At 33.3% G+C, this 21495-nt stretch carries 22 protein-coding genes and 1 pseudogene; all 23 read left to right on the top strand.

Annotated elements, in window-relative coordinates; all coding sequences use genetic code 11:
- Positions 1 to 10 precede the first annotated feature (10 nt).
- The 23 genes and pseudogenes from AC1M36_RS02025 to AC1M36_RS01915 all read left to right on the top strand — a co-directional run bounded on the left by AC1M36_RS02025 (position 11) and on the right by AC1M36_RS01915 (position 21315).
- Positions 11 to 502, top strand: coding sequence for a hypothetical protein (locus tag AC1M36_RS02025; protein ID WP_336452290.1), 492 nt, complete (start codon positions 11 to 13; stop codon positions 500 to 502).
- Positions 503 to 613: 111 nt separating this feature from the next.
- Positions 614 to 1006 carry an immunity 22 family protein gene (locus tag AC1M36_RS02020; RefSeq protein ID WP_336452289.1) on the top strand — a complete coding sequence of 131 codons (393 nt, stop codon included), beginning with the start codon at positions 614 to 616 and terminating at the stop codon, positions 1004 to 1006.
- Positions 1007 to 1027: 21 nt separating this feature from the next.
- Positions 1028 to 1747, top strand: coding sequence for an endonuclease V (locus tag AC1M36_RS02015; protein ID WP_336452288.1), 720 nt, complete (start codon positions 1028 to 1030; stop codon positions 1745 to 1747).
- A 141-nt stretch (positions 1748 to 1888) separates the two neighbouring features.
- On the top strand, positions 1889 to 2239 hold the full coding sequence (locus AC1M36_RS02010) for a hypothetical protein (RefSeq protein WP_336452287.1): 351 nt from the start codon (positions 1889 to 1891) through the stop codon (positions 2237 to 2239).
- A gap of 84 nt (positions 2240 to 2323) precedes the next feature.
- Positions 2324 to 3352, top strand: a complete 1029-nt coding sequence (locus AC1M36_RS02005) for a glycoside hydrolase family 113 (RefSeq protein ID WP_431613188.1) — start codon at positions 2324 to 2326, stop codon at positions 3350 to 3352.
- A gap of 84 nt (positions 3353 to 3436) precedes the next feature.
- A complete protein-coding gene (locus AC1M36_RS02000; protein ID WP_241816663.1) occupies positions 3437 to 3628 on the top strand; it encodes a DUF378 domain-containing protein in 192 nt (63 codons plus the stop codon).
- A gap of 207 nt (positions 3629 to 3835) precedes the next feature.
- Positions 3836 to 4918, top strand: a complete 1083-nt coding sequence (gene serC / locus AC1M36_RS01995) for a 3-phosphoserine/phosphohydroxythreonine transaminase (protein ID WP_336452451.1) — start codon at positions 3836 to 3838, stop codon at positions 4916 to 4918.
- A gap of 12 nt (positions 4919 to 4930) precedes the next feature.
- Positions 4931 to 6103 (top strand): 3-phosphoglycerate dehydrogenase family protein, encoded by a 1173-nt coding sequence (locus AC1M36_RS01990; protein WP_336452285.1) that lies wholly within the window; start codon positions 4931 to 4933, stop codon positions 6101 to 6103.
- Between the two features lie 13 nt (positions 6104 to 6116).
- Positions 6117 to 7364 (top strand): DUF1015 domain-containing protein, encoded by a 1248-nt coding sequence (locus tag AC1M36_RS01985; protein WP_336452284.1) that lies wholly within the window; start codon positions 6117 to 6119, stop codon positions 7362 to 7364.
- Between the two features lie 499 nt (positions 7365 to 7863).
- The gene (locus tag AC1M36_RS01980) at positions 7864 to 8319 is read left to right on the top strand and encodes an AraC family transcriptional regulator (protein ID WP_336452283.1); all 456 of its coding nucleotides are present in this window, start codon (positions 7864 to 7866) and stop codon (positions 8317 to 8319) included.
- A gap of 81 nt (positions 8320 to 8400) precedes the next feature.
- Complete coding sequence (locus AC1M36_RS01975; RefSeq protein WP_336452282.1) at positions 8401 to 9078, top strand: response regulator transcription factor; 678 nt, start codon at positions 8401 to 8403, stop codon at positions 9076 to 9078.
- A gap of 1 nt (position 9079) precedes the next feature.
- Complete coding sequence (locus AC1M36_RS01970; protein WP_479845549.1) at positions 9080 to 10456, top strand: sensor histidine kinase; 1377 nt, start codon at positions 9080 to 9082, stop codon at positions 10454 to 10456.
- Positions 10457 to 10734: 278 nt separating this feature from the next.
- Entirely contained in the window at positions 10735 to 11490 is a 756-nt protein-coding gene (locus tag AC1M36_RS01965) for an ABC transporter ATP-binding protein (RefSeq protein WP_336452280.1), read from the top strand.
- 23 nt (positions 11491 to 11513) lie between these two features.
- Complete coding sequence (locus AC1M36_RS01960; protein WP_336452279.1) at positions 11514 to 13484, top strand: ABC transporter permease; 1971 nt, start codon at positions 11514 to 11516, stop codon at positions 13482 to 13484.
- A 78-nt stretch (positions 13485 to 13562) separates the two neighbouring features.
- On the top strand, positions 13563 to 15146 hold the full coding sequence (locus AC1M36_RS01955; protein WP_479845548.1) for an ATP-binding protein: 1584 nt from the start codon (positions 13563 to 13565) through the stop codon (positions 15144 to 15146).
- Positions 15115 to 15738, top strand: coding sequence for a response regulator transcription factor (locus AC1M36_RS01950; protein ID WP_336452277.1), 624 nt, complete (start codon positions 15115 to 15117; stop codon positions 15736 to 15738). Before AC1M36_RS01955 ends, AC1M36_RS01950 begins: the two co-directional genes overlap by 32 nt.
- A 43-nt stretch (positions 15739 to 15781) precedes the next feature.
- A pseudogene (locus tag AC1M36_RS01945) lies at positions 15782 to 15949 on the top strand (ATP-binding protein); the annotation flags it as partial.
- Positions 15950 to 16081: 132 nt separating this feature from the next.
- The gene (locus AC1M36_RS01940) at positions 16082 to 16762 is read left to right on the top strand and encodes an HAD family hydrolase (protein ID WP_336452276.1); all 681 of its coding nucleotides are present in this window, start codon (positions 16082 to 16084) and stop codon (positions 16760 to 16762) included.
- Between the two features lie 168 nt (positions 16763 to 16930).
- Positions 16931 to 17401 (top strand): YbaK/EbsC family protein, encoded by a 471-nt coding sequence (locus AC1M36_RS01935; protein WP_336452275.1) that lies wholly within the window; start codon positions 16931 to 16933, stop codon positions 17399 to 17401.
- Between the two features lie 199 nt (positions 17402 to 17600).
- On the top strand, positions 17601 to 18665 hold the full coding sequence (locus AC1M36_RS01930; RefSeq protein ID WP_336452274.1) for an ABC transporter permease: 1065 nt from the start codon (positions 17601 to 17603) through the stop codon (positions 18663 to 18665).
- Positions 18665 to 19336, top strand: a complete 672-nt coding sequence (locus tag AC1M36_RS01925) for an ABC transporter ATP-binding protein (RefSeq protein WP_479845547.1) — start codon at positions 18665 to 18667, stop codon at positions 19334 to 19336. Before AC1M36_RS01930 ends, AC1M36_RS01925 begins: the two co-directional genes overlap by 1 nt.
- Before the next feature lie 112 nt (positions 19337 to 19448).
- Entirely contained in the window at positions 19449 to 19796 is a 348-nt protein-coding gene (locus AC1M36_RS01920; RefSeq protein WP_336452272.1) for a DUF4260 domain-containing protein, read from the top strand.
- A 280-nt stretch (positions 19797 to 20076) separates the two neighbouring features.
- Positions 20077 to 21315 carry a DUF4073 domain-containing protein gene (locus AC1M36_RS01915; protein ID WP_479845546.1) on the top strand — a complete coding sequence of 413 codons (1239 nt, stop codon included), beginning with the start codon at positions 20077 to 20079 and terminating at the stop codon, positions 21313 to 21315.
- The last annotated feature ends 180 nt before the right edge of the window (positions 21316 to 21495 follow it).

Raw genomic sequence — 21495 nt, 5'->3', positions numbered from 1 at the left:
AATTGATGTAATGAAAAATGCTTTAGGGAAAGATCCATTTAGTTTGGTTATTGGTGAAATTGTAGAAGAAGAAAACCAAATAGCTGAAAAATTAGTAGATAATATTTTAAAAGATTATTATTTTATTACAAGAAAATACAAAATATTGAATGGTGGAGTAATTACTATATACGGCCATCAAAAACTTGAAAGTATTCAGTTTTATGTGGAAGAGATGCCAGTTAGAGATGATAAATGGATTTGCATAGGGGCAGTAGAAAACTATCCGTTATTTATTAATAAAGTGGATGGAGAAGTATCTTGTTTGTTTGGAGATTTAATTGATCAAAATTTTGTGATTGAATCATACGGTAATTTTAACAGTTTTTTAGAAGATTATTTTTTAGGAAGTAAATACATTGATATCGGGCTGTCTTTTATGGAATCGGGTGAAATAACGAATCCTATTGGAAGTGAAGAGGACGAGTGGTATAAACTGTTAGAATTAAATGGATTCGTTTAAAGCTAGTGCTTTACATGTAGTATCGTGATTAGTATTGAAGTGTAGTAAGTAGAGGGTTTGAGAATTACTTTTGTGTGTTAAAAAAACGATATATGAATGGAGATTGTATGCATGGAAAAAGAAGGCATGGTCTCATTATGGCTAGGAAATATGGAATCTGAAGATCTTTTAGAGGATTATTTCCGTATAAAATATACAGAGGATGGTGATTCCATACCATCATCATTTATAAAAGATTTTCATATTTGTATGTATGATATTGATGAAGGCTTTATCGAAAAAGAATTTTATTTCAAACGAAGTAATCATCTAGAAACTTTACTAGCAGGGTGTTCTTATGAAGAAGTTGTGATACCACAGATGAAAAGACTTACTTCAAATATACTAGAGATGAAGTATAACACGATTATTATGATATATAACTATGAATATAGTGGTGAAATAATAAATAAAAATGAAAATCGTTATGAAATGAAATACATAGGAGCCGTTTTGTATAAATAATAATAAAAAGAGGATGAGAACATGGAAGTTAGAGAAATACATTCATTTCATCTACATTCAGAAGAAGAATTTTCTGAAATTCAAGATAAACTCATACATAGCATTGAATTGAAAAATAACTTTTATCTAGAAGATGTCAGTTTAATTGCTGGAGTAGATTTAGCATATTGGGAAAAAGATGATAAGCACTACGGAACGTGTTGTATTGTTGTGATTGATTATCATACGAAGGAGGAAGTGGAGAAGGTTTATAGCTATGGGGAAGTGGCAGTGCCTTATATACCAGGTTTTTTAGCGTTTCGTGAGTTGCCTTTAGTAATAGAAGCAGCCAAAAAACTTACTTCTAATCCAGATATAGTTATGTTCGATGGAAATGGCTATTTACACTATAAACATATGGGGATTGCAACGCATGCCTCTTTTTTCTTACAAAAGCCTACAATCGGTGTAGCGAAAAGCTATCTTAAGATTAAAGATGTTGATTTTATTATGCCAGAGAATAAGGAATTTGCTTTTAGTGATATTATGATTGATGACGAGGTATATGGAAGGACTCTAAGAACGAAAGAGAATGTAAAGCCTATTTTTGTCTCTTGCGGAAATAATATCGATTTAGATACGAGTGTTCAAATTGTATCGTGTTTAATAGGGAAAGAAAGTAGATTACCAATTCCGGTTAGATTGGCAGATTTAGAAACACATAAGGTGAGAAGAGAGAAAAGTGAAAATGAAACAGCATAGTCATGTATGCAATGCAAAAAGGGATGGAGGAATTATCCCTTTTTTTGTTTTTGTACGACAAAATCCGACAATGTGACGGAAGCTTGTTTGTTATGATACTTTTTGGAATACGATACTTTTTTAGTAAGGGGAAATTGCAGCATGAAACAACAAAGATCTGAATTCATTACAGGACTGATTGGTTCTATAATGGGAACATTCTTGGGAGCAGCGGTATTTGTTATATATGCTTTTATTCTGGCTATTCACCAAGCGATAACGTGGTTACTGATAATACCATTCCTCATTTTTATCCTCCAAATTGGAGCAATCGTTTTAAGTTGTAGTGTTAATAAAATGAATCATAAGTTATATGGGGGATTGATGATTGGTATTGGTGTTATTACGATAGGAGGCTCGTTTTTATTTTTATCTTTGCCGGCTATTTTGTATATAGTTTCTGGTGGGTTGGCTTTTAGAAAATTAAAAGGTTCTCCGCAAATAACATCCTAGCATTCATTCCAATATAAATACTTATTATAGGAGAATGTTTATGAAAAAAATAGAAGACGATTAGGTAATTTAGGAGTATGTATCATGTTATTTTCTTTTTGTTTCCAAGGGTCTGCGAAGGCGGATGTATCTACTGTACAACCTGGAAAAATAAAGGCAGGAAATGTAACAGTATGGGAAGTAGACAATGTAGCGAAAGTTTTAGAAGATGTGGAACGTTTGAATTTAAATACGGTGAATGTACCAATTCAAGTAGATATTCCCCATGTGAGTGCTTCAAAAATGGAAATCAATGAGGCGCAAAAACAACAAGCGATTCACTTAATTCAGGAATTATTAAAACGTAATATTCAAGTCATAGTTGAACCATTTCCATATATTCAACAAGGCAATATTGGGGAAACGGAGTGGAATCCAAGTAATATAAATGATTTCTTTTGGAATTGGAAGACAGTAGTGTTACAGGATATTTTTGAAACGATTACAAGTAAGTACAATATTTACGGATTAAAGGTTGCTTCTAATTTTGTTAATATGGAATATGCAGAAGGGTATTGGAATGATACGATTGATTTTGTCCGTCAGCGGTATAAAGGAAATGTTCTATATCAGATGAATTGGTGGTCAACTGCAAATTGGGATCCATCTTATGAAGTGAAATTTATAGAAAAAATACATCGCCCGTATTTAAAAAAAGTAGATATTGTGAGCATTGATAGTTGGTTTGAAGTTTCAGATGAGAAAAATCCAACATACGAAGAAATAAAGAAAAGCTTATATGCGACGACAGTTTACAATCGTGGGCAAAATGTGATTCAGCAGCTTGAACAGTTGCATAATGTAACTGGAAAACCGATTTACTTTGGAGGTTTTAATATTCCTGCACGAGAATTTGGGTTGCGAAATCCATGGAATCCAGATGTTTCAAAGGTCTTCTCCTCAGAGGTGCAATCGAATGGTTGGCGTACATTTCGAGATGTTTTAGAGCCGAAACCATACTTTAAAGGATTTTCCATATGGTTTATTGGTTCTAATGATCAAACTCACGCATATCAAATTCATAGTAAGGAAGCTGAAATGGTTATAAAGGACTGGTATAAAAAAATAAATTAATGAGAAACGCGCAAGTTTTGAGATTTGTTACATATATTTTAGTGAAAGGCCTTTCACCATTTTATCACCTAGGGGGCAATCATAATGAAATTTTTGTCTTACCTTACAGTAATTCTGGTGATTCTTGGCGGTTTGAATTGGTTGTTTGTGGCGCTGGATTATAATGTAGTTGAGAAATGGTTTGGTTCTACACCAGCTCTTGTGGATACTATTTATTGGCTTTTTGGTCTTTCTGCTATTTATCAAATTTATGATCGGTTCTTTACGGACAATTAGCTCTTATAAATTTATGGATGGGGTGTTAGGCATGATAGAATGCTTAACACTTTTTTGTATGTTTATGAATACAAATACATCTGCAAACGGTTCCATTGCATCTTACAACCCAATAAAGCAAAACAAATTGACCGTATATTTTATATGGGTTATAATTCAGAAAGTTTAAAAATTAACAAATATAGAAACAGGGAGGTCGTAAGAGTGATGGAGAGGGTTTACAATTTTTCAGCAGGACCATCTATACTCCCTTTGCCAGTTTTGGAAAAAGTGCAAAAGGAGCTTTTAAATTATAACGGGACAGGCATGTCTGTTATTGAAATGAGTCACCGATCTTCGCAGTTTCAAAATATTATAGATGAAGCAAGTAGCTTGCTTCGTGAATTGATGCACATTCCTGAGAATTATGATGTTTTGTTTTTACAAGGAGGGGCATCCCTGCAGTTTTCAATGGTTCCATTAAATGTAATGACTGAACATAAGAGAGCTGGATACATAATCACAGGCTCATGGTCTAAAAAAGCCTTACAGGAGGCACAAAAAATTGGGGAAGCAGAAGTTATTGCTTCATCGAAGGAAAAGCATTTTTCAACGATTCCACATGTAGATAGTTCAATGGTTTCAAAAGAACTAGATTATGTACATATAACAACGAATAATACGATTGAAGGCACGAAATACGCCGAGTTACCACAGTTAGAGAATATTCCACTTATTGCTGATATGTCTTCAAATATTTTATCAGAAGAATACGATGTAGAGAAATTTGCTTTGATTTATGCGGGAGCACAAAAAAATTTAGGGCCTGCAGGATTAACGATTGCGATTATTAGAAAAGACTTAATTGGTAAAGCGAATCCTTCTTGCCCTACAATGTTAAACTATGAAACTTACAGTAAAAATAATTCCTTATATAATACACCACCATCCTTTAGTATTTATGTGACGAAGCTAGTACTAGAATGGCTAAAGGAGCAGGGCGGCGTACCTGCGATTGAAGAACAAAATAGGAAAAAAGCAGCGATTCTATACAATTTTTTAGATGAATCAAAATTATTTACTTCACCGGTCGATCCAGCGCACCGTTCGCTTATGAATATTCCATTTACAACACCATCCAATGATTTAAATGAGCAATTTTTACAAAAGGCGAAAACGTTAGGTCTTGTTACGTTAAAAGGGCATCGTTCTGTAGGGGGAATGAGAGCGAGTATTTATAATGCAATGCCAGTTGAAGGCGTTCAAAGATTAGTAGATTGCATGAAGGATTTTGAGCTAGAGAATAGATAGGGAGATGGGGAAATGTTGCGCATTCAAACATTAAATCAAATTGCTGAAAAAGGCTTGCAAATTTTTGAGAAAGAACGATATGAAGTGGGAGAAGGATTAGAGCATCCAGATGGTATATTACTCCGAAGTTTCTCTTTGCATCAAGAGGAATTTTCAAAGGATGTAAAGGCAATTGCACGAGCGGGAGCTGGTGTAAATAATATTCCTGTAGAACGTTGTACAGAAAGAGGTATCGTTGTTTTCAACACACCAGGAGCAAATGCGAATGCAGTGAAAGAACTAATTCTAGCGAGTCTTATTATGTCATCACGTAATATAATAAATGGGGTTGGCTGGACAAAAGCATTAGAAGGTGAAGAAGTTCCACAGCTTGTAGAAGCAGGAAAAAAACAATTCGTTGGCTCAGAAATAGCAGGAAAACGACTTGGTGTGATTGGACTTGGTGCAATTGGCGCTCTTGTCGCAAATGATGCATTATCCCTTGGTATGGATGTTGTTGGATATGATCCATATATATCTGTTGAAACAGCATGGCGATTATCAACACATGTACAACGTGCATTTAGCTTGGATGAAATCTTCTCAACATGTGACTATATTACATTGCACATTCCACTGACAGATCAAACGAGAGGTATTATTGGAGAACACGCAGTGCAAACGATGAAAAAAGGTGTTCGTCTCTTTAACTTCTCAAGAGGAGAACTTGTGGATGAAATTGCATTAGCAAAAGCTTTAGAAGAAGGAATTATGAATCATTACGTAACTGACTTTCCAAATAAGAATGTTATAAAAATGAAAAATGTAACGGCAACACCTCACCTTGGCGCTTCCACATATGAATCTGAAGAGAATTGTGCAATTATGGCTGCCCGCCAGTTACGTGACTATTTGGAGACAGGAAATATTCGTAATTCAGTAAACTATCCGAATGTAGAACTTCCTTATGTCGGAAAGAAACGAATTACAATTATGCATCAAAACGTTCCGAACATGGTGGGGCAAATTACAGGATGTTTAGCAGAACATCATATTAATATTGCGGATATGATAAACCGTAGTAAAGGCTCTTTTGCATATACAATGATTGATATCGATAACGGAATTGATGATATAATTAAAGAAAATGTAGTTGAAAACATAAAGAAAATTACAGGTATAGTAGCTGTTCGAATGATTGTATAAAGGAGAGAGAAATTTGGCGACAATTCGACCATTCAGGGCAATTCGTCCAGTATCTGATAAAGCTGCACAAGTTGCAGCATTGCCGTATGATGTGTTAAATAGTGAAGAAGCAAGAGAAGTTGTAAAGGGAAATCCATATTCCTTTTTACATATTGATAAAGCAGAAATAGACTTAGACCCAGCTGTTTCCCCATATGATAACAGTGTATATGAAAAGGCAAGTGAAAATTTACAACGTTTAATGAAAGAAGAAGTATTGATACAAGATGAAGAGCCATGTCTGTATATTTATCAATTAACGATGCAAGGGAGAACGCAGTCTGGACTTGTCGTTTGTACATCAATTGATGAGTATACGAACAATACAATTAAAAAACATGAGCGAACTCGTCATGAAAAAGAACAAGATCGCATTCGTCATGTAGATGTATGTAATGCAAATACGGGACCGATATTTTTAACATATCGTACGAAAGAAGAAGTAACAAAGTTAATTGCAACTTGGCAAGAAAATCATACGCCAATTTATCAATTTACTGCGGATGATGGTGTGGAGCATGTCATATGGAAAATCGCAGAAGCTGATGCGATTTCTGCGTTAGTAAAATTATTTGAAGAGATTCCTTCCTTATATATTGCGGATGGACACCATCGATCAGCATCTGCCGTGAAAGTTGGACTTATGCGTAGAGAACAATATCCAAGTTATACGGGGGAAGAAGAATTTAACGTCTTTTTATCTGTTTTATTCCCTCATGATGAACTATCAATTTGGGACTACAATCGCGTTGTGAAAGATTTAAATGGTTTATCAGAAGAACAGTTTTTACAGCAGATTTCACAATATTTTTATGTGGAAGAAATAGGTGTCTCTCCACATAAACCAACTGAACCAAAAACATTTGGTATGTATTTGGATCAGAGATGGTATAAATTAATCGTAAAAGAAGAAACGTTTGATGCACATGATGTTGTAAAACGTTTAGATGTTTCTATTTTACAAGACCATTTACTCAGTCAAGTATTACAAATTCACGATCCACGTGCAGATAGCCGCATTGATTTTGTTGGTGGTATTCGCGGTTTAGAAGAGCTAGAGCGCCTTGTGAATCTTGGTAATTATAAAGTAGCGTTTGCTTTATATCCGACATCTATGGAAGATTTATTAGCAATTGCTGATGCGGGAGAAGTGATGCCACCAAAGTCAACATGGTTTGAACCGAAGCTTCGTAGTGGACTTTTTATACATTCTTTAGAATAGAGGGAAAGACAGCATATTACGTGCTGTCTTTTTTCTTTTGTCCAATGCTCTTTCAATTCCTTGTCATACAAGGATTCGATACGTCTTCAGATATGGCTAAAGTGATTTTCTATATAGTTCAGAAGAATAAGGGAAGGAAGAGGAGGGCCGGATTTGGGGAGGGAATGACAAAATAACAAGGGAATACATGGACAGAATTGAAAGGAGACAAACTTATTAAAAAATGATAGATGTAAATATTTAAAATATTTGTAAATAATTTTAAAAAATGCTGTGCATTTTATTTTAAATCGTATTAATCTTGTAGTGAACAAGTTATCCCGCATTAACGGGCAGTAATACTCTCACCTCAAAATTCGGTAGAATCAAAGAAGTTAGGTGAGAGATAAACTGCCCGTAAAAGCCCGATTGGTGAGGGCTGATAATCAGTGGGGAATGAAGAAAACCCCCACTGATTAAAGTTTCACTTTATATATTATTTAAAGGGGGCAAACAAATAATGGATATGATGATTGAAAAGATTCTAGCATATCGAATTGCTTACATAAGGCAGATAGGCCCTTATGGAATTAACAATGTGCGAACAATGGAAAAATTAAAAGAATGGGCAAAATCTAACCAATTATTTAATGCCGACTCGATAATTTTTGGAATTGCTCAGGATAATCCTGAAACTACTAAACCTGAAAACTGTCGTTATGATACTTGCATAGTTGTTTCAAACGAATATTCAGTAACGGATGGCTATGTAAGACAAGGTAATATTGTTGGAGGGAAATATGCTGTTTTTAAAATTAACCATACAGCAGAAGCAGTTCAGAAAGCATGGATTGATATTTTTCCAGAATTATCAAGACAAAGATATCGATTTGATGAAACAAGACCAATCATCGAAAGGTATGTAGTTAAAATGGTGAATAATCATCATTGTGAAATTTGTGTGCCCGTATTTTAAAGTAGTAATTTTCTTTTCCTTGCAAAAAACACAATTGTTTCTTAATGTTATGGTGTAGAAGGATAAACAAGGAAGGACTTAATGAGTATGATACATATTTTATTAGCAGATGATGATAAGCACATTAGAGAATTATTACATTACCACCTACAAAAGGAAGGGTATAAAGTTTTTGAAGCTGAGGATGGAAAAGTAGCGCAATCTATATTAGAAAAGGAAAATATCCACCTTGCTATTGTCGATATTATGATGCCGTTTGTTGATGGATATACTTTATGCGAAGAAATTAGAAAATATCATGATATACCTGTTATTTTATTAACTGCTAAAGATCAATTAGTAGATAAAGAAAAAGGATTTATTTCAGGAACGGATGATTATATTGTAAAACCATTTGAACCAGCAGAAGTGATCTTTCGCATGAAAGCTTTACTTCGTCGTTATCAAATGCTAAGCGCAGATGTTATTACATTACATGGAACAACGATTGACAGAAAAAGCTTCGAAGTGAAATGTAATGAACAAACGATTCTATTACCTTTAAAGGAATTTGAATTACTGTCACAACTTGCAGGTTATCCTGGTAGAACATTTTCAAGAGAAGAGTTAATTGAACTTGTTTGGGGGATGGATTTTGAAGGGGATGAACGTACGGTGGATGTTCACATAAAACGTCTTCGCGATCGTTTTTCAAAACGAACAGATGATTTTCAAATTAAAACAGTACGTGGACTTGGTTATAAGTTGGAGCTGAAATAAGATGAAATCACTTTATTCAAGATTTGTATTGATTACGATTGGGATCATGCTGCTTAGTAGTGTGATTGGTTTTTTATTAACAAATGTATATTATCAAGTGAAATTAAAACCGTATAATAGTGAAAAGATTTTACGTTATGCAGAGGAAGTAAAGTATTTATATGAAAAACAAACTGTAGAAAATCGAGAAGAGTATTTACATTCCATTGCGAAATTAGGGTATGAGATTTATGTAGTAGATGATCAAAAACAAGGAAAACGAATTGGGAATGCTTTTCGGACGATAAAGATTAGTGATGCTACTATTAACAAAGTCTTACAAGGTGAAACATATAATGGTGTTTCTACCTATCCAACACGCTTATTTATAACAGGCTTTTTTGATAATGAATTAATTAATAGTGTAGGGGTTCCGCTGAAACATGATGATAAGCAATATGCTTTATTTATTCGCCCTGATATTCAGCAGCAGTTTGGTGAAATGAGGATTTTCTTGGCGCTATTACTCGGGTTTATTGTTGTATTAAGTATCATTTTTATTGCGATTGCAGCGCGTTATATCGTTCGTCCAATTCAAACATTTACAAAAGCGACGCAGAAAATTGCGAGTGGTGAATATGATATTGAACTAGACGAAGGACGCAAAGATGAAATTGGGACATTATCTACAAGTTTTAAAAAGATGACAAAAAGTATAAAAGAGTTAGATCAAATGAGACAAGAGTTTGTTTCCAACGTATCTCACGAATTTCAATCTCCGTTATCTTCTATTCAAGGTTTTTCGAAGACATTACAGTCAGAAAAGATGACAGAAACGGAACGGAAACATTATTTGCAAATTATTGAAGCTGAAAGTAAACGAATGTCTAGTTTATGTAAACAGTTGCTGACGCTTGCTTCATTAGATAAAGAGGAAAAGGTTCTGCAAATAAAAGAGTTTGATTTGCACAAGCAAATGAAAGATGTCATTTTTATGCTCGAATGGAAATGGCGTGAAAAAGATATAGCGATTGAATTTGATGTGCCTAACATCAATATAACAGGCGATGAAAATTTACTTCATCAAGTTTGGACAAATATATTTACAAATAGTATAAAGTTTACAGATCAAGGCGAAACGATAGAGTTTGCTGCTAGGGAGTTGGAAACGAGTGTAGTGGTTTCCATCTCAGATAATGGGATTGGTATGGGGCAAGAAGAAATAGAGCGGATTTTTGATCGGTTTTATAAGGTGGATACAGCAAGGGCTCGTAATGTAGAAGGAAGTGGCTTAGGTTTATCCATTGTGAAGAAAATTGTTGAACTGCATCATGGGACAATTTCAGTGGAGAGTAAGAAAGGGAAAGGTACAACATTTCGAATTGAAATTCCTAAATAATGAGAAGGGCTGATTTGAAGAGAGAATCTTTAAATCAGTCTTTTTTTATAGGAGGCTATATAGAGGATGAAATGTTAAAAATATGTAAATCGTATGAGATTGATTGTTGGGATTATTCATTTGAAAATGAAAAATTTTTGTTATCTGTGAGACAGTTAAACGGGAGAACAAATAAAGTGAATTTGTAATGTAAGTAGAAGATTGCGTTTTTTACTCATGCTTCTTTATATATTGAAGAATAAAATTAATATATCAATAAATTGGAAGGAGCAAATAGGATGAATACATTATTATCCGCGAAAAATGTTACAAAAATTTATAATAATAATCAATTGCCTGGACTGAAGCAAGTATCTTTTAATATTGAATCAGGTGAGTTTATTGGTATTATGGGTGCTTCAGGATCTGGGAAGACAACTTTATTAAATATACTATCAACTATTGATACACCGACAGATGGAGAGGTTTTGATAGATGGTATCAATATTAAAACACTTAATGATAACAAAACTGCGGATTTTAGGAAGGATCATTTAGGTTTTATTTTTCAAGAGTATTTTTTACTAGATAGTTTAACGGTACAGGAAAATATTGCTGTACCACTTACTCTGTTAAACAAATCTCCAAACGAAATCCAATCGACTATAGAAAGTTTGGCAAAGCGTTTTGGCATATTCGAACAATTATCAAAGTACCCTAGTCAACTTTCTGGAGGACAAAAACAGAGGGTTGCGGCAGCAAGAGCGATTGCGAAACAGCCAAGTATACTATTTGCAGATGAACCAACTGGTGCGTTAGATTCGAACTCTGCAACAGAGCTACTTCAAAAGTTAAGAGAGGTTAATGAGGATTTTCATACAACCATTTTAATGGTAACTCATGACGCTTATGCAGCAAGTTTTTCGAGTAGAATCCTAATATTCAAGGATGGAAATGTTTTAAAAGAATTAAAAAGAAACGAAAAGGATAGAAAAGAGTTTTTTGAAGAGATATTAAAGGAAATCTCAAAAATTGATGAAAAGCGATATAACTAAGGGTGTGAAAGGAAGGTACGACTGTGGGATTATTAACAATAGCAACAAAGAATTTGAAGAATAACTTTTCCTTCTATTCGTTTTATTTCGTTTCAGTGGCTTTCGTTTTGATGGTATTTTTCGCCTTTATTTCTTTTTCCATGAACGATATTATTATGGAAAAGATTTCGTCTGATGGTAGAGTAGAAACAATGTCGAGAACGGTGGCAATCTTCGTTATGGCATTTGTACTATTCTATATGTCATACTCCAATACTTTCTTTATGAAAAAAAGAATGAAAGAGTTGGGAATTTATTCACTCTTGGGCTATCGAAAGTCAACTATGGTAAAATTACTAACCTTTGAAAATATAATAATTTGTTTTACTGCTCTAATTGTAGGTATCGTGCTGGGGGCAGTTGCTCATAAAGGAATTATCGAGGTGATAGTTAGAGTATTAAAATTAAACATTAATACGTCTGAAGTGCCATTAATTAATCTTGATTCGGTACGATTTACTTTTATTTTTATATTTGCTGTTTTGACCGTCTTATTTTTATCAAACTGGATAATCCTTCGAAAAAGTTCCTTACTTACTTTGGTACGCATGGAGAAAAAGGAAGAAAAGCAGGTGAAAGTTAGTACATTTTTATCCCTATTAGGATTATTCTTGATTTTGATAGGCTATTTCTTAGCTATTGATATTATAAGAGGAACCGAATCATTGTGGAAAAAGATAGGGTTTTCACCAATCGCACTTGTAACAATGTTAAGTGTGGTATTAGGGACGATTTTCTTTATTCACTCCTTTTTACCTTTTGCTATTCAAAAATTGAAGAAAAAGAAAAAATGGTTTTATAAGGAATCGAATATTATTATCATTTCGAACTTTATATTTAAAATCCGTTCGAAGGCAAAAACTTTAATTTTGTTAACTCTATTAGCTACAGGAACTTTAGCTATATTTGGCTCCACTGTACTAACGCTTTACTATCCAGTTGCTGCTACAGAACGTATTGTACCGTCAGCTATTGAGTTTCCAGTAGAAGATAAAGAATTGGCTGTTAAAGCAATTAAAGTTGTGCAAGATACTGTTGGAAAAGAAAACATAAATTATAAAGAAACAACTATTATTCAAGGAACATCCTCTTCTGAAAATTTGCCTAAAGAATACAGTGTAAAGAAAGAGCATGGATTTGATCTTATCTCTGAGTCGGATTACAGGGAGTTAATAAATTTTCAGGGGAAAAATGTAGAATTTGAAAATTTAGCTAAACATGAAAGTATTTTAGTGAAATATAGGCCTGAAAAAGAAAAGTTAGATAAAGGGAATACATATACTTTGAACGTAACATCTACGAATAGTGTGGATGTAAAAGTGAAAGAGACTACATTACTTAATCCAATTGGATTTGCAAATAGTGTAGGGACCCTTATTATTTCTGACAAACTTTACAAAGAAATAAAAGCATTAGGGCTTCCAGAAAAGGCTGTGATGAGTATGAACGGAACAGATATGAGAGATAACAAAGAAGTTTATGAAAACTTAGTTCCACTATTTAAAGATAATATCTATTTTACAAGTAGTTATCAAAAGAATGATTATATTATTGAACAAAATAGCTCAACATTTCTGCTCATTAGTTTTGTTACTATCATCTTTTTTATTGCAACAGGTAGCATACTCTATTTCCATAATCTTTCGAGTATGATGTCAAATAAAGATGAATTTACTATTTTACAAAGAATGGGATATAACAAGAAAAAGATCAAAAAGATAATTAGAAAAGAAATCTTTACGTTATTTAGCATCCCTTATACATTAGGGATAGCACATAGTATTTTTGCATTGATAGCATATAAAACTGCTTTAATGGACGATTTATTAGGAAAAAGCAGTGCCTTTATATTACCGATTCTTTTTGCGGTAACTATTTTTACAGTGGTTTACATCATTTATTATTTGTTAACAAAAAGAGCTTGCTATAAAATTATATTTAACAATAAAAAGTAAAAATTTACAGATAAAGCTGATGATAATAAACAAGCATCAGCTTTATCTGTATGTAATCTAGTAAAGGTAAGTGAGCCTATGAAAAAGTATTATGAGCAAAAACAAATCTTTATTTTAATGAATCAACTTTGTATGATTATTTTTTTATGCTATGAATTTTTGCAAGGGAATATTGCAGGAACAGAAAAGTTACTTCCACTAACACTTATAACGATAATGGTCATATATGGGGCCTATATTAGTTTTGTAAACATAAAAGAAAATAACACGTTATCAAAATTCTCGAAATTGCTGCTTTTTGCTTCATGGCAATTTTTACTTACACTTAATGGGAATCACATTTTTTATACGCTAAGTATATTACTTAGTGTAGTCATTCTATATAAGACAGTACAATTTTTGCTTGTATTCTTTTTCCAAGATTCTATTTATACTTATAAAAAAGAAACTGACTGGATTTTAAAGGTTATGTGTGTATCAACGCTGGTTGTGAAATTGATAAACGAAAAACTATTTGCCGTTTTATTTTTGTGTCAATGGATTTTTAGTTTTTTATGTATTATTTTTCTGTTTTTGAAACATCGAAAACGAATCAAATTTATCTTCACAAGCGAAAAAAATCATTTACTTAAATCCTTTGCTATTCTTATCGCTCTCTTTATTGTGTATGCTCTGTTGTTTGCAAGAAGCCCTGAATATTTAAGTAATTTAGGGTGGTATATCGTGATCCTATTACCTTTATTCAGTATTCATGCCATTGCTTTTAAAAGCCATCTATTTATAAAACAATATTTTCTTTTAAAAGAAGAAAAAATGGTATTCATGTTTTTATGTTGTATTGTTTTTATAAGTTCCCTTGGGATGCTGTTTAGATTTAATATGATTACCTATTTTATCATTATACATACGATTTTTTGGTTTGTTCTTCTTTATTTTACACTATTATTTCAAGACGTAAAAAATAAAATCGTAAATGTGGATACAGAAGAAGCCAGAGCTGTGCCGGAAAGCTCTTATGTTCACAATCTGTTGCAGATAGCGAAAGAGGAGAAGTTGAAAAGTCAGTTTTCTAATTATCTGCATGATGAAATATTGCAAGATATATTAGCGGTTAAAAATATGATGAATAAATCTAACAAAGAAGAAATTCATAAAATGATAGTAAGAACATTGGATGACTTAAATCAGTCTATACGCGTACAAATGCAAGAATACCATCCAACTTTATTAAAGACACTCACATTAAAAAAGAATTATAGCAATTTGCTTGAGATGATCCAGCAAAAGTACGGAATGAAAAATATTGATATATCTTTTAACTGCAATGAAAATTTATTCTTAGTTGAACCGTATAATCTTGTTATATATCGAATTTTAAAAGAATTAGTAACAAATGCATTCAAACATTCTGAATGCTCTCAGTTAGTTTTGAGTTTGGTACAAGAAAATAACGAAATAGAGCTTATCGTAAAAGATAATGGGGTGGGTATGGGAAAGCATCATATTCCTAATGAACATAGAGGATTGAATTCTATTAAAGAACAACTATTTTTGTTAAACGGTAATATGACAATTTCAAAATGCGAGCCTTCTGGTTTATGTATTTTTATTTTTATTCCTATGAAAGGAGATGATTCCTATCAATATTTTATTAATAGATGACCATGCTTTGTTTTCAAAAAGTTTGGAAATAGCTTTAGAAGATTATCCTGAGATAGATGAATTCTATTCATTGCAAAATGTTGAAAATGTTATCACAATCATAAAAGAGTTTAAGCCAGACATTATTTTAGTAGATATAAATTTAAACAATATCAGTAGCGAAGATGGTTTAGAAATAGCAAAAAGTATTTTAGATAGTAAATATGAAACGAAAGTAGTTATATTAACAGGTTATGATTTACCTGTTTACCGATATGAAGCTCAAAAAGTTGGTGTAAGTGGCTTTATTAATAAAAATATTATGCCAGATAAGTTGCTGGAAATTTTAATTAAGATTAACGAAGGCGCATGTTATTTTCCAATGTCCACGGATTATGTTGAAGAATTAACGGATAGTGAAAAACAAATTTTACAGCTACTATGTGGAGGATATAAGCGTAAAGAAATTGCTACTATGTTATATGCTAGTGAACGCACAATATCAAACCACATTCAACATATATTTAATAAATTAGATGTTTCATCCTCATTAGAAGCTGTAACAAAAGGAATACAATTAGGGTATATTCAACCTCAATATAGAAATTGTTAATGAAGCCATGAGCTTGAGTTCCATGTATTTTATTTAATGGTACATTTTTAATCGGTTTTATAAAGTGGATATAGCAAGGGCTCGTAATATAGAGGGAAGCGGCTTAGGGTTATCCAGTGTGAAGAAAATTGTTGAACTGCATCATGGGACAATTTCAGTGGAGAGTAAGAAAGGGAAAGGTACGAAGTTTCGAATTGAAATTCTTAAATGATGAGAAGAGTTATTTGAAATAAGTAATTCCGTTTTCGGGGAGAAACATTCTAGATAATAAAAAAGGGAAATTTCTGTAATTTTATATTAAAATTTAGAAGTTATTTAGCAATGATAAAAAGGGGAGAAAGAAATGTTACAAGCACTGATTTTTGATATGGATGGAACTTTATTTCAAACAGAAAAAATTTTAGAATTATCACTTGATGATACGTATAACCATTTGCGATCACTCAATTTATGGGATGCAGCAACCCCTATTGATAAATACCGTGAAATAATGGGTGCACCTTTGCCAAAAGTTTGGGAAGCTTTGTTACCTCATCATTCAAATGAAATAAGGGAACAAACGGATGCTTATTTTCTGGAAAGATTAGTTGAAAACATAAGAAGTGGGAAAGGGGATTTATATCCTCATGTAAAGGAAGTTTTCAGTTATCTAAAAGAGAATCACTGTGCCATTTACATAGCGAGTAACGGTTTAACGGAGTATTTGCAAGCAATTGTGAGTTACTATAAATTGGATCATTGGGTTACTGAAACATGTAGTATTCAGCAAATCCAAACGCTTAATAAAGGTGATTTAGTTAAAACAATTATACAAAAATATGATATAAAACAGGCAGCAGTAGTTGGAGATCGCCTATCCGATATAAATGCAGCTAAAGATAATGGTTTAATTGCAATTGGATGTAATTTTGATTTTGCGCAGGAAGATGAACTTGTACAGGCTGATTTTGTAATAAATGATTTAATGGAATTAAAAGGAATATTGTCTGAAGTTACGAAACAAACCGGAGCTTTAACTGAATAAGCGAAATACAAAAGCGTTCAGATAGTGTATCTCTGAGCGTTTTTTCTATTAAGAATGCGATTTATAATGTGAATGACCGTGTTATTAGAAATGTTTTTTAGTTTTTCTTTATAGGAAGTTATATAAAAATGTGGAATAACATAGTAGGTACAGAATGGAGTGATCAATATGTTAAAAGAAAGTGCACAAATTGTACAAAATAAATTAATAGAATTAGGCTTAAAAAATGAAGTAGTAGAATTGCCAGAAAGTACCCGTACGGCGCAAGAGGCTGCAGATGCCATTGGGTGTGGGGTAGCGCAAATTGCTAAATCGATTATTTTTAAATTGAAAAATTCTAATGAACCCATTCTCGTTGTAGCTAGTGGAATTAATCGAGTAAATGAAAAGAAAATAGGCCAATTGCTTGGTGAAAAGCTCGGAAAGGCAGATGCAGACTTTGTTCGTACACATACTGGATTTGTAATTGGCGGTGTCCCTCCATTTGGACATGTTCGAGAAATCACGACTTTTATTGATGAAGATCTTCTACAATATCATGAGATTTGGGCAGCTGCGGGGCATCCGAAAGCAGTATTTCAATTAACGCCTGTACAATTAAGAGGAATAACGCGGGGACGAGTCGTTTGTGTGAAGTAAAAAGAATAAGAAGATATATGAAAAAATACAAATTAACATATTTTAAAGTATAAGTTAGAGGAAGAAAAACAATATAGTGAGTGAATAAAAAGAGATTGCTACAAAAGCAGTCTCTTTGTTTGTAATCTTCTGTTCATATTCCGTTCATATTTCTTTTTTAAGATGAGTACATAGAAAGAAATAGGAAGGAGCGAGCGAAATGTTTTTAGCTCTGCGTGAATTAAGACAATCAAAATTAAGATATGGATTAATCGGACTCATCATGGTTTTATTATCATTTTTAGTCCTTGTGATTTCAGGATTAGCAAATGGTTTATCATATGATAATGCCTCTTCCATTCAAAATATGGATGCAGCCAAATTTGTTTTAGCAGATGATGCCGAAAATAAATTACTCCGTTCACAAATGAAGAAAGAAGATGTAGATGCGGTAGTGGGGCAAGTAGATGCGAAAGATGCTGTACCATTTCATGTAAAAGTTTCTACGTATGAAAAGAAGGGTAGTTCAAAAAAGGTTGATATTGCAATTTTTGCAAGCGAACGTGATACGTTCTTAGAACCAAAGATTGTACAAGGGAATGCATTAGGAACAGCGCAAGATGAAATGGTTGCTGATGAATCAATTAAAGAAAAAGGCATAGATATTGGAGATACAATTATCGATCCGGTCTCTAAAAAAGAATTCAAAATTGTTGGTTTTACGAAAGACCAAATGTTTAGTCACACACCAGTTGTGTATGTGAATCAAGATGTATGGGGAGAAATCGCGCAGCCAAACCAAAAGGATTATAGCGCAATTGCACTTCGTACGGATAAAGAAGTGAAAAATGCACATGTAATCGAGAAAAAAGAAGTTCTTCAAAGTATTCCAGGGTATAAAGAGGAACAAGGAACATTAACGATGATCATTGCATTCTTGCTTGTGATTGCTGCCTTATTAATCGGTGTATTCTTCTATGTCATTACACTACAAAAAACACAGCAATTAGGCGTACTAAAAGCAATTGGAACGAAAAATTCGTATTTAGCAAATAGTTTAGTTGTGCAAGCATTATTCTTATCTGTTGTCGCGATGGGGATCAGCATTGTATTAGTAGAAGGATTGCAAAAGATTTTACCGGAAAGCATGCCGTTTTTATTAACAACGGCTATGATTGGTCAATATGCAGGAATCTTTATCGTTATTAGTATTCTTGGAACGCTTATTTCCTTATATCAAGTATTAAAGGTTGATGCATTAGAAGCAATTGGAGGTGGCATGTAATGACTTCATTATTAAAATTAGAGGAAGTAAGTAAAGTATATGGAGAAGGAAATACAGAAGTAACGGCTCTATATCCAATTTCACTTGATGTGAAGGCAGGGGAATTTATCGGCATTGTTGGTCCCTCTGGATCAGGGAAAAGTACACTATTATCGATTGCGGGAGCGTTATTATCGCCGTCAAAAGGGAATATTTATATTCGCGAGCAAAATATCACGCGTTTATCAGAAAAGGAAATGACAGACATTCGTTTAAGAAAGATGGGTTTCATTTTTCAATTTGCAAATCTTGTTCCCTATTTAAATGTGAAAGAACAATTACTTTACATTGCAAAATTAAAGAAAGAAGACAAAAAAGAATCTGAAAAGCGTGCAGATCATTTGTTAGCAGCTTTTGGATTATCTCAGAGAAGCAACCATTACCCAAATCAATTATCCGGCGGTGAAAGACAAAGGGTTGCAATTGCACGTGCTTTCATGAATAATCCAGATTTAATTTTAGCGGATGAACCAACAGCAAGCCTTGATTCAAAACATGGGCGCGAAGTTGTTGAAATGATGAAACGAGAAGTAAAAGAAAGTCAAAAAGCAGCGATTATGATTACGCATGATGAGAGAATGCTTGATGTATGTGATCGCATTTTAACATTGCGTGATGGGAAATTAGTATAGGTACGATAGGGAAAAGCACAGGGAGAGATTCCTGTGCTTTTTTACATTCATTTAACTTTAAATGTTATAATAATTTTATTATTCTGTTATTCGAATGATTGGAGGGGAAAGTGTGGAAAAGAAAATCATACATCTTGAAGGGCTTATTGTTTTAGTCACAAGTATATATACGTATTCATTATGTGATTTTAGTTGGTTTATATTTTTCTTATTGCTTCTAGCACCGGATATTTCAATGCTTGCATATCTTTTGAATGACCAGGTTGGGGCGCAGATTTATAATTTGTTTCATACATATGTAGTATCTATATTACTAGTGGGAATTGGGGTGTTTTTTAAATTAGATGTGATTTTGATGATCGGCCTCATTTGGACGGCTCATATTGGAATGGATCGTATGCTAGGATATGGACTGAAGTATAAAACAGGTTTTAAAGATACTCACATTCAAAAGTTATAAAATACCACAATACCAAGTTGGTTATATGATTTCTGCACGAAAAAACACACAATGATTCTTTACATTTTTACATAGAATTTATATTTTCTGTACTTGAATTCATATATTCCTACTGCAAATTTGCTTTGGGATTCATATGAAAAATAGTTTTTCTTAAAGAATACTTAAAACTGTATTTAACTGCTTTTTACAAACTCTCTTTATACTATGAATGGGACAAGCATCTGAGAATAAAACAACACGTGTCAATGGGATTATCATATGATTAGGGGGAGAACACGTGAAAAAGACAGTTTTATCATTGGCAGCTATTACAGCATTATTGCCAGTTTTTTCAGTGAATGCTGAGACGAAAGAACAGGACCGGGTGAGAAAATCAGCAACGATGTTCAATGTAGTGAGTGATATTCAAGGGGACTTAGGGGATTTTGACCATGTATTAAAAGATATGAATAAAGTAACGCCTCATTACCGTGCTTTAATTATAAATGGTGATATTACAGGGACAGGATTGCAATACCAATACGATGATGTGAAACGTGTATTACATAAAAATAAGCTCCCAGAAAATGTTTGGTCTACAGTAGGAAACCATGAGTTTTACGCACCAAAATGGACAGCTGACGGTAAACTTGCTCAAAATACATGGCCAAATGGTATATCAGAACAATCACTATTTGACCGATATTTACAATTCAGTGGTGAAGAAAAGGTATATCATAAAAAAGAATTAGATGGATATCCTCTTTTATTTCTAGGAACAGAGAAATATATGAAATATCATGATCCAAAAATGTGGGATGAGGTATATCTTAGTGATGAACAGCTTGGCTGGCTTAAACAAAATTTAGAACTGTATAGTCAAAAAGATAAAAATAAACCAATCTTCATTTTCTCTCATCATGTTCTTCCTGATACTGTATCGGGATCACGTCAATCACCGTATTTACAAGATTATTTAAATGTAGATAAGCTATACGATATTTTAAAAGACTATCCTCAAGTTGTTTTCTTTACAAGCCACACGCATTGGGACTTAAATTTACCGGATTGGGCTGGGAAAAAGAAATTTGAAGGCGGAGATGAACGCGGGTTTACAGTGGTTAATACGGGCGGTATTGAAACGGGCTGGATGTCAGCCGGACCGAACGGTGGTGAGAAGGTAGCACCGGATGATTATTCTTTCAAGCAAGGATTACAGGTGAAAGCGTATGGTAACGATGTAATGGTAACTGCTTATGATTATAAACGTGATAAAGCGATTAAAAAGTTATCGATTCATGATGGAAAGATTACGCAAATGGCACCAGATGTAACAGCTGATGATATAAAGAATTTGATTGTTGGTGCAACGCAGTATATGGAATATGCTATAGAAGGAACGAATGAATGGCATACGTATAATCCAGCACACCTCCCTAAGTTTGAAGGGGATCAAACGGTATATGTACGTCATAAAGGGGAAATGAATTTGCAACCTGGTTTAACGCAAATTGTTCGGTTCTTAGCTAATGAATAGTACAAACACTCTGCCTTATATAAAGGGCGTTCTTTACAAGTATAAAGATCTAAATGATATAAATCTATAAAAATAAAGGGTGATACATATTAGTCATGTATAATATGTATCACCCTTTTGCTCTATAATCTTTGTTTGACGACTATTCAAGCGGTGTGTACCAGCGACGGTATACGTATT

The organism is Bacillus sp. Medicinal_06 (genome assembly GCF_056711665.1).
Note: the sequence above shows the minus strand (reverse complement) of the source record. Positions and strands in the feature narration are given on the sequence as shown.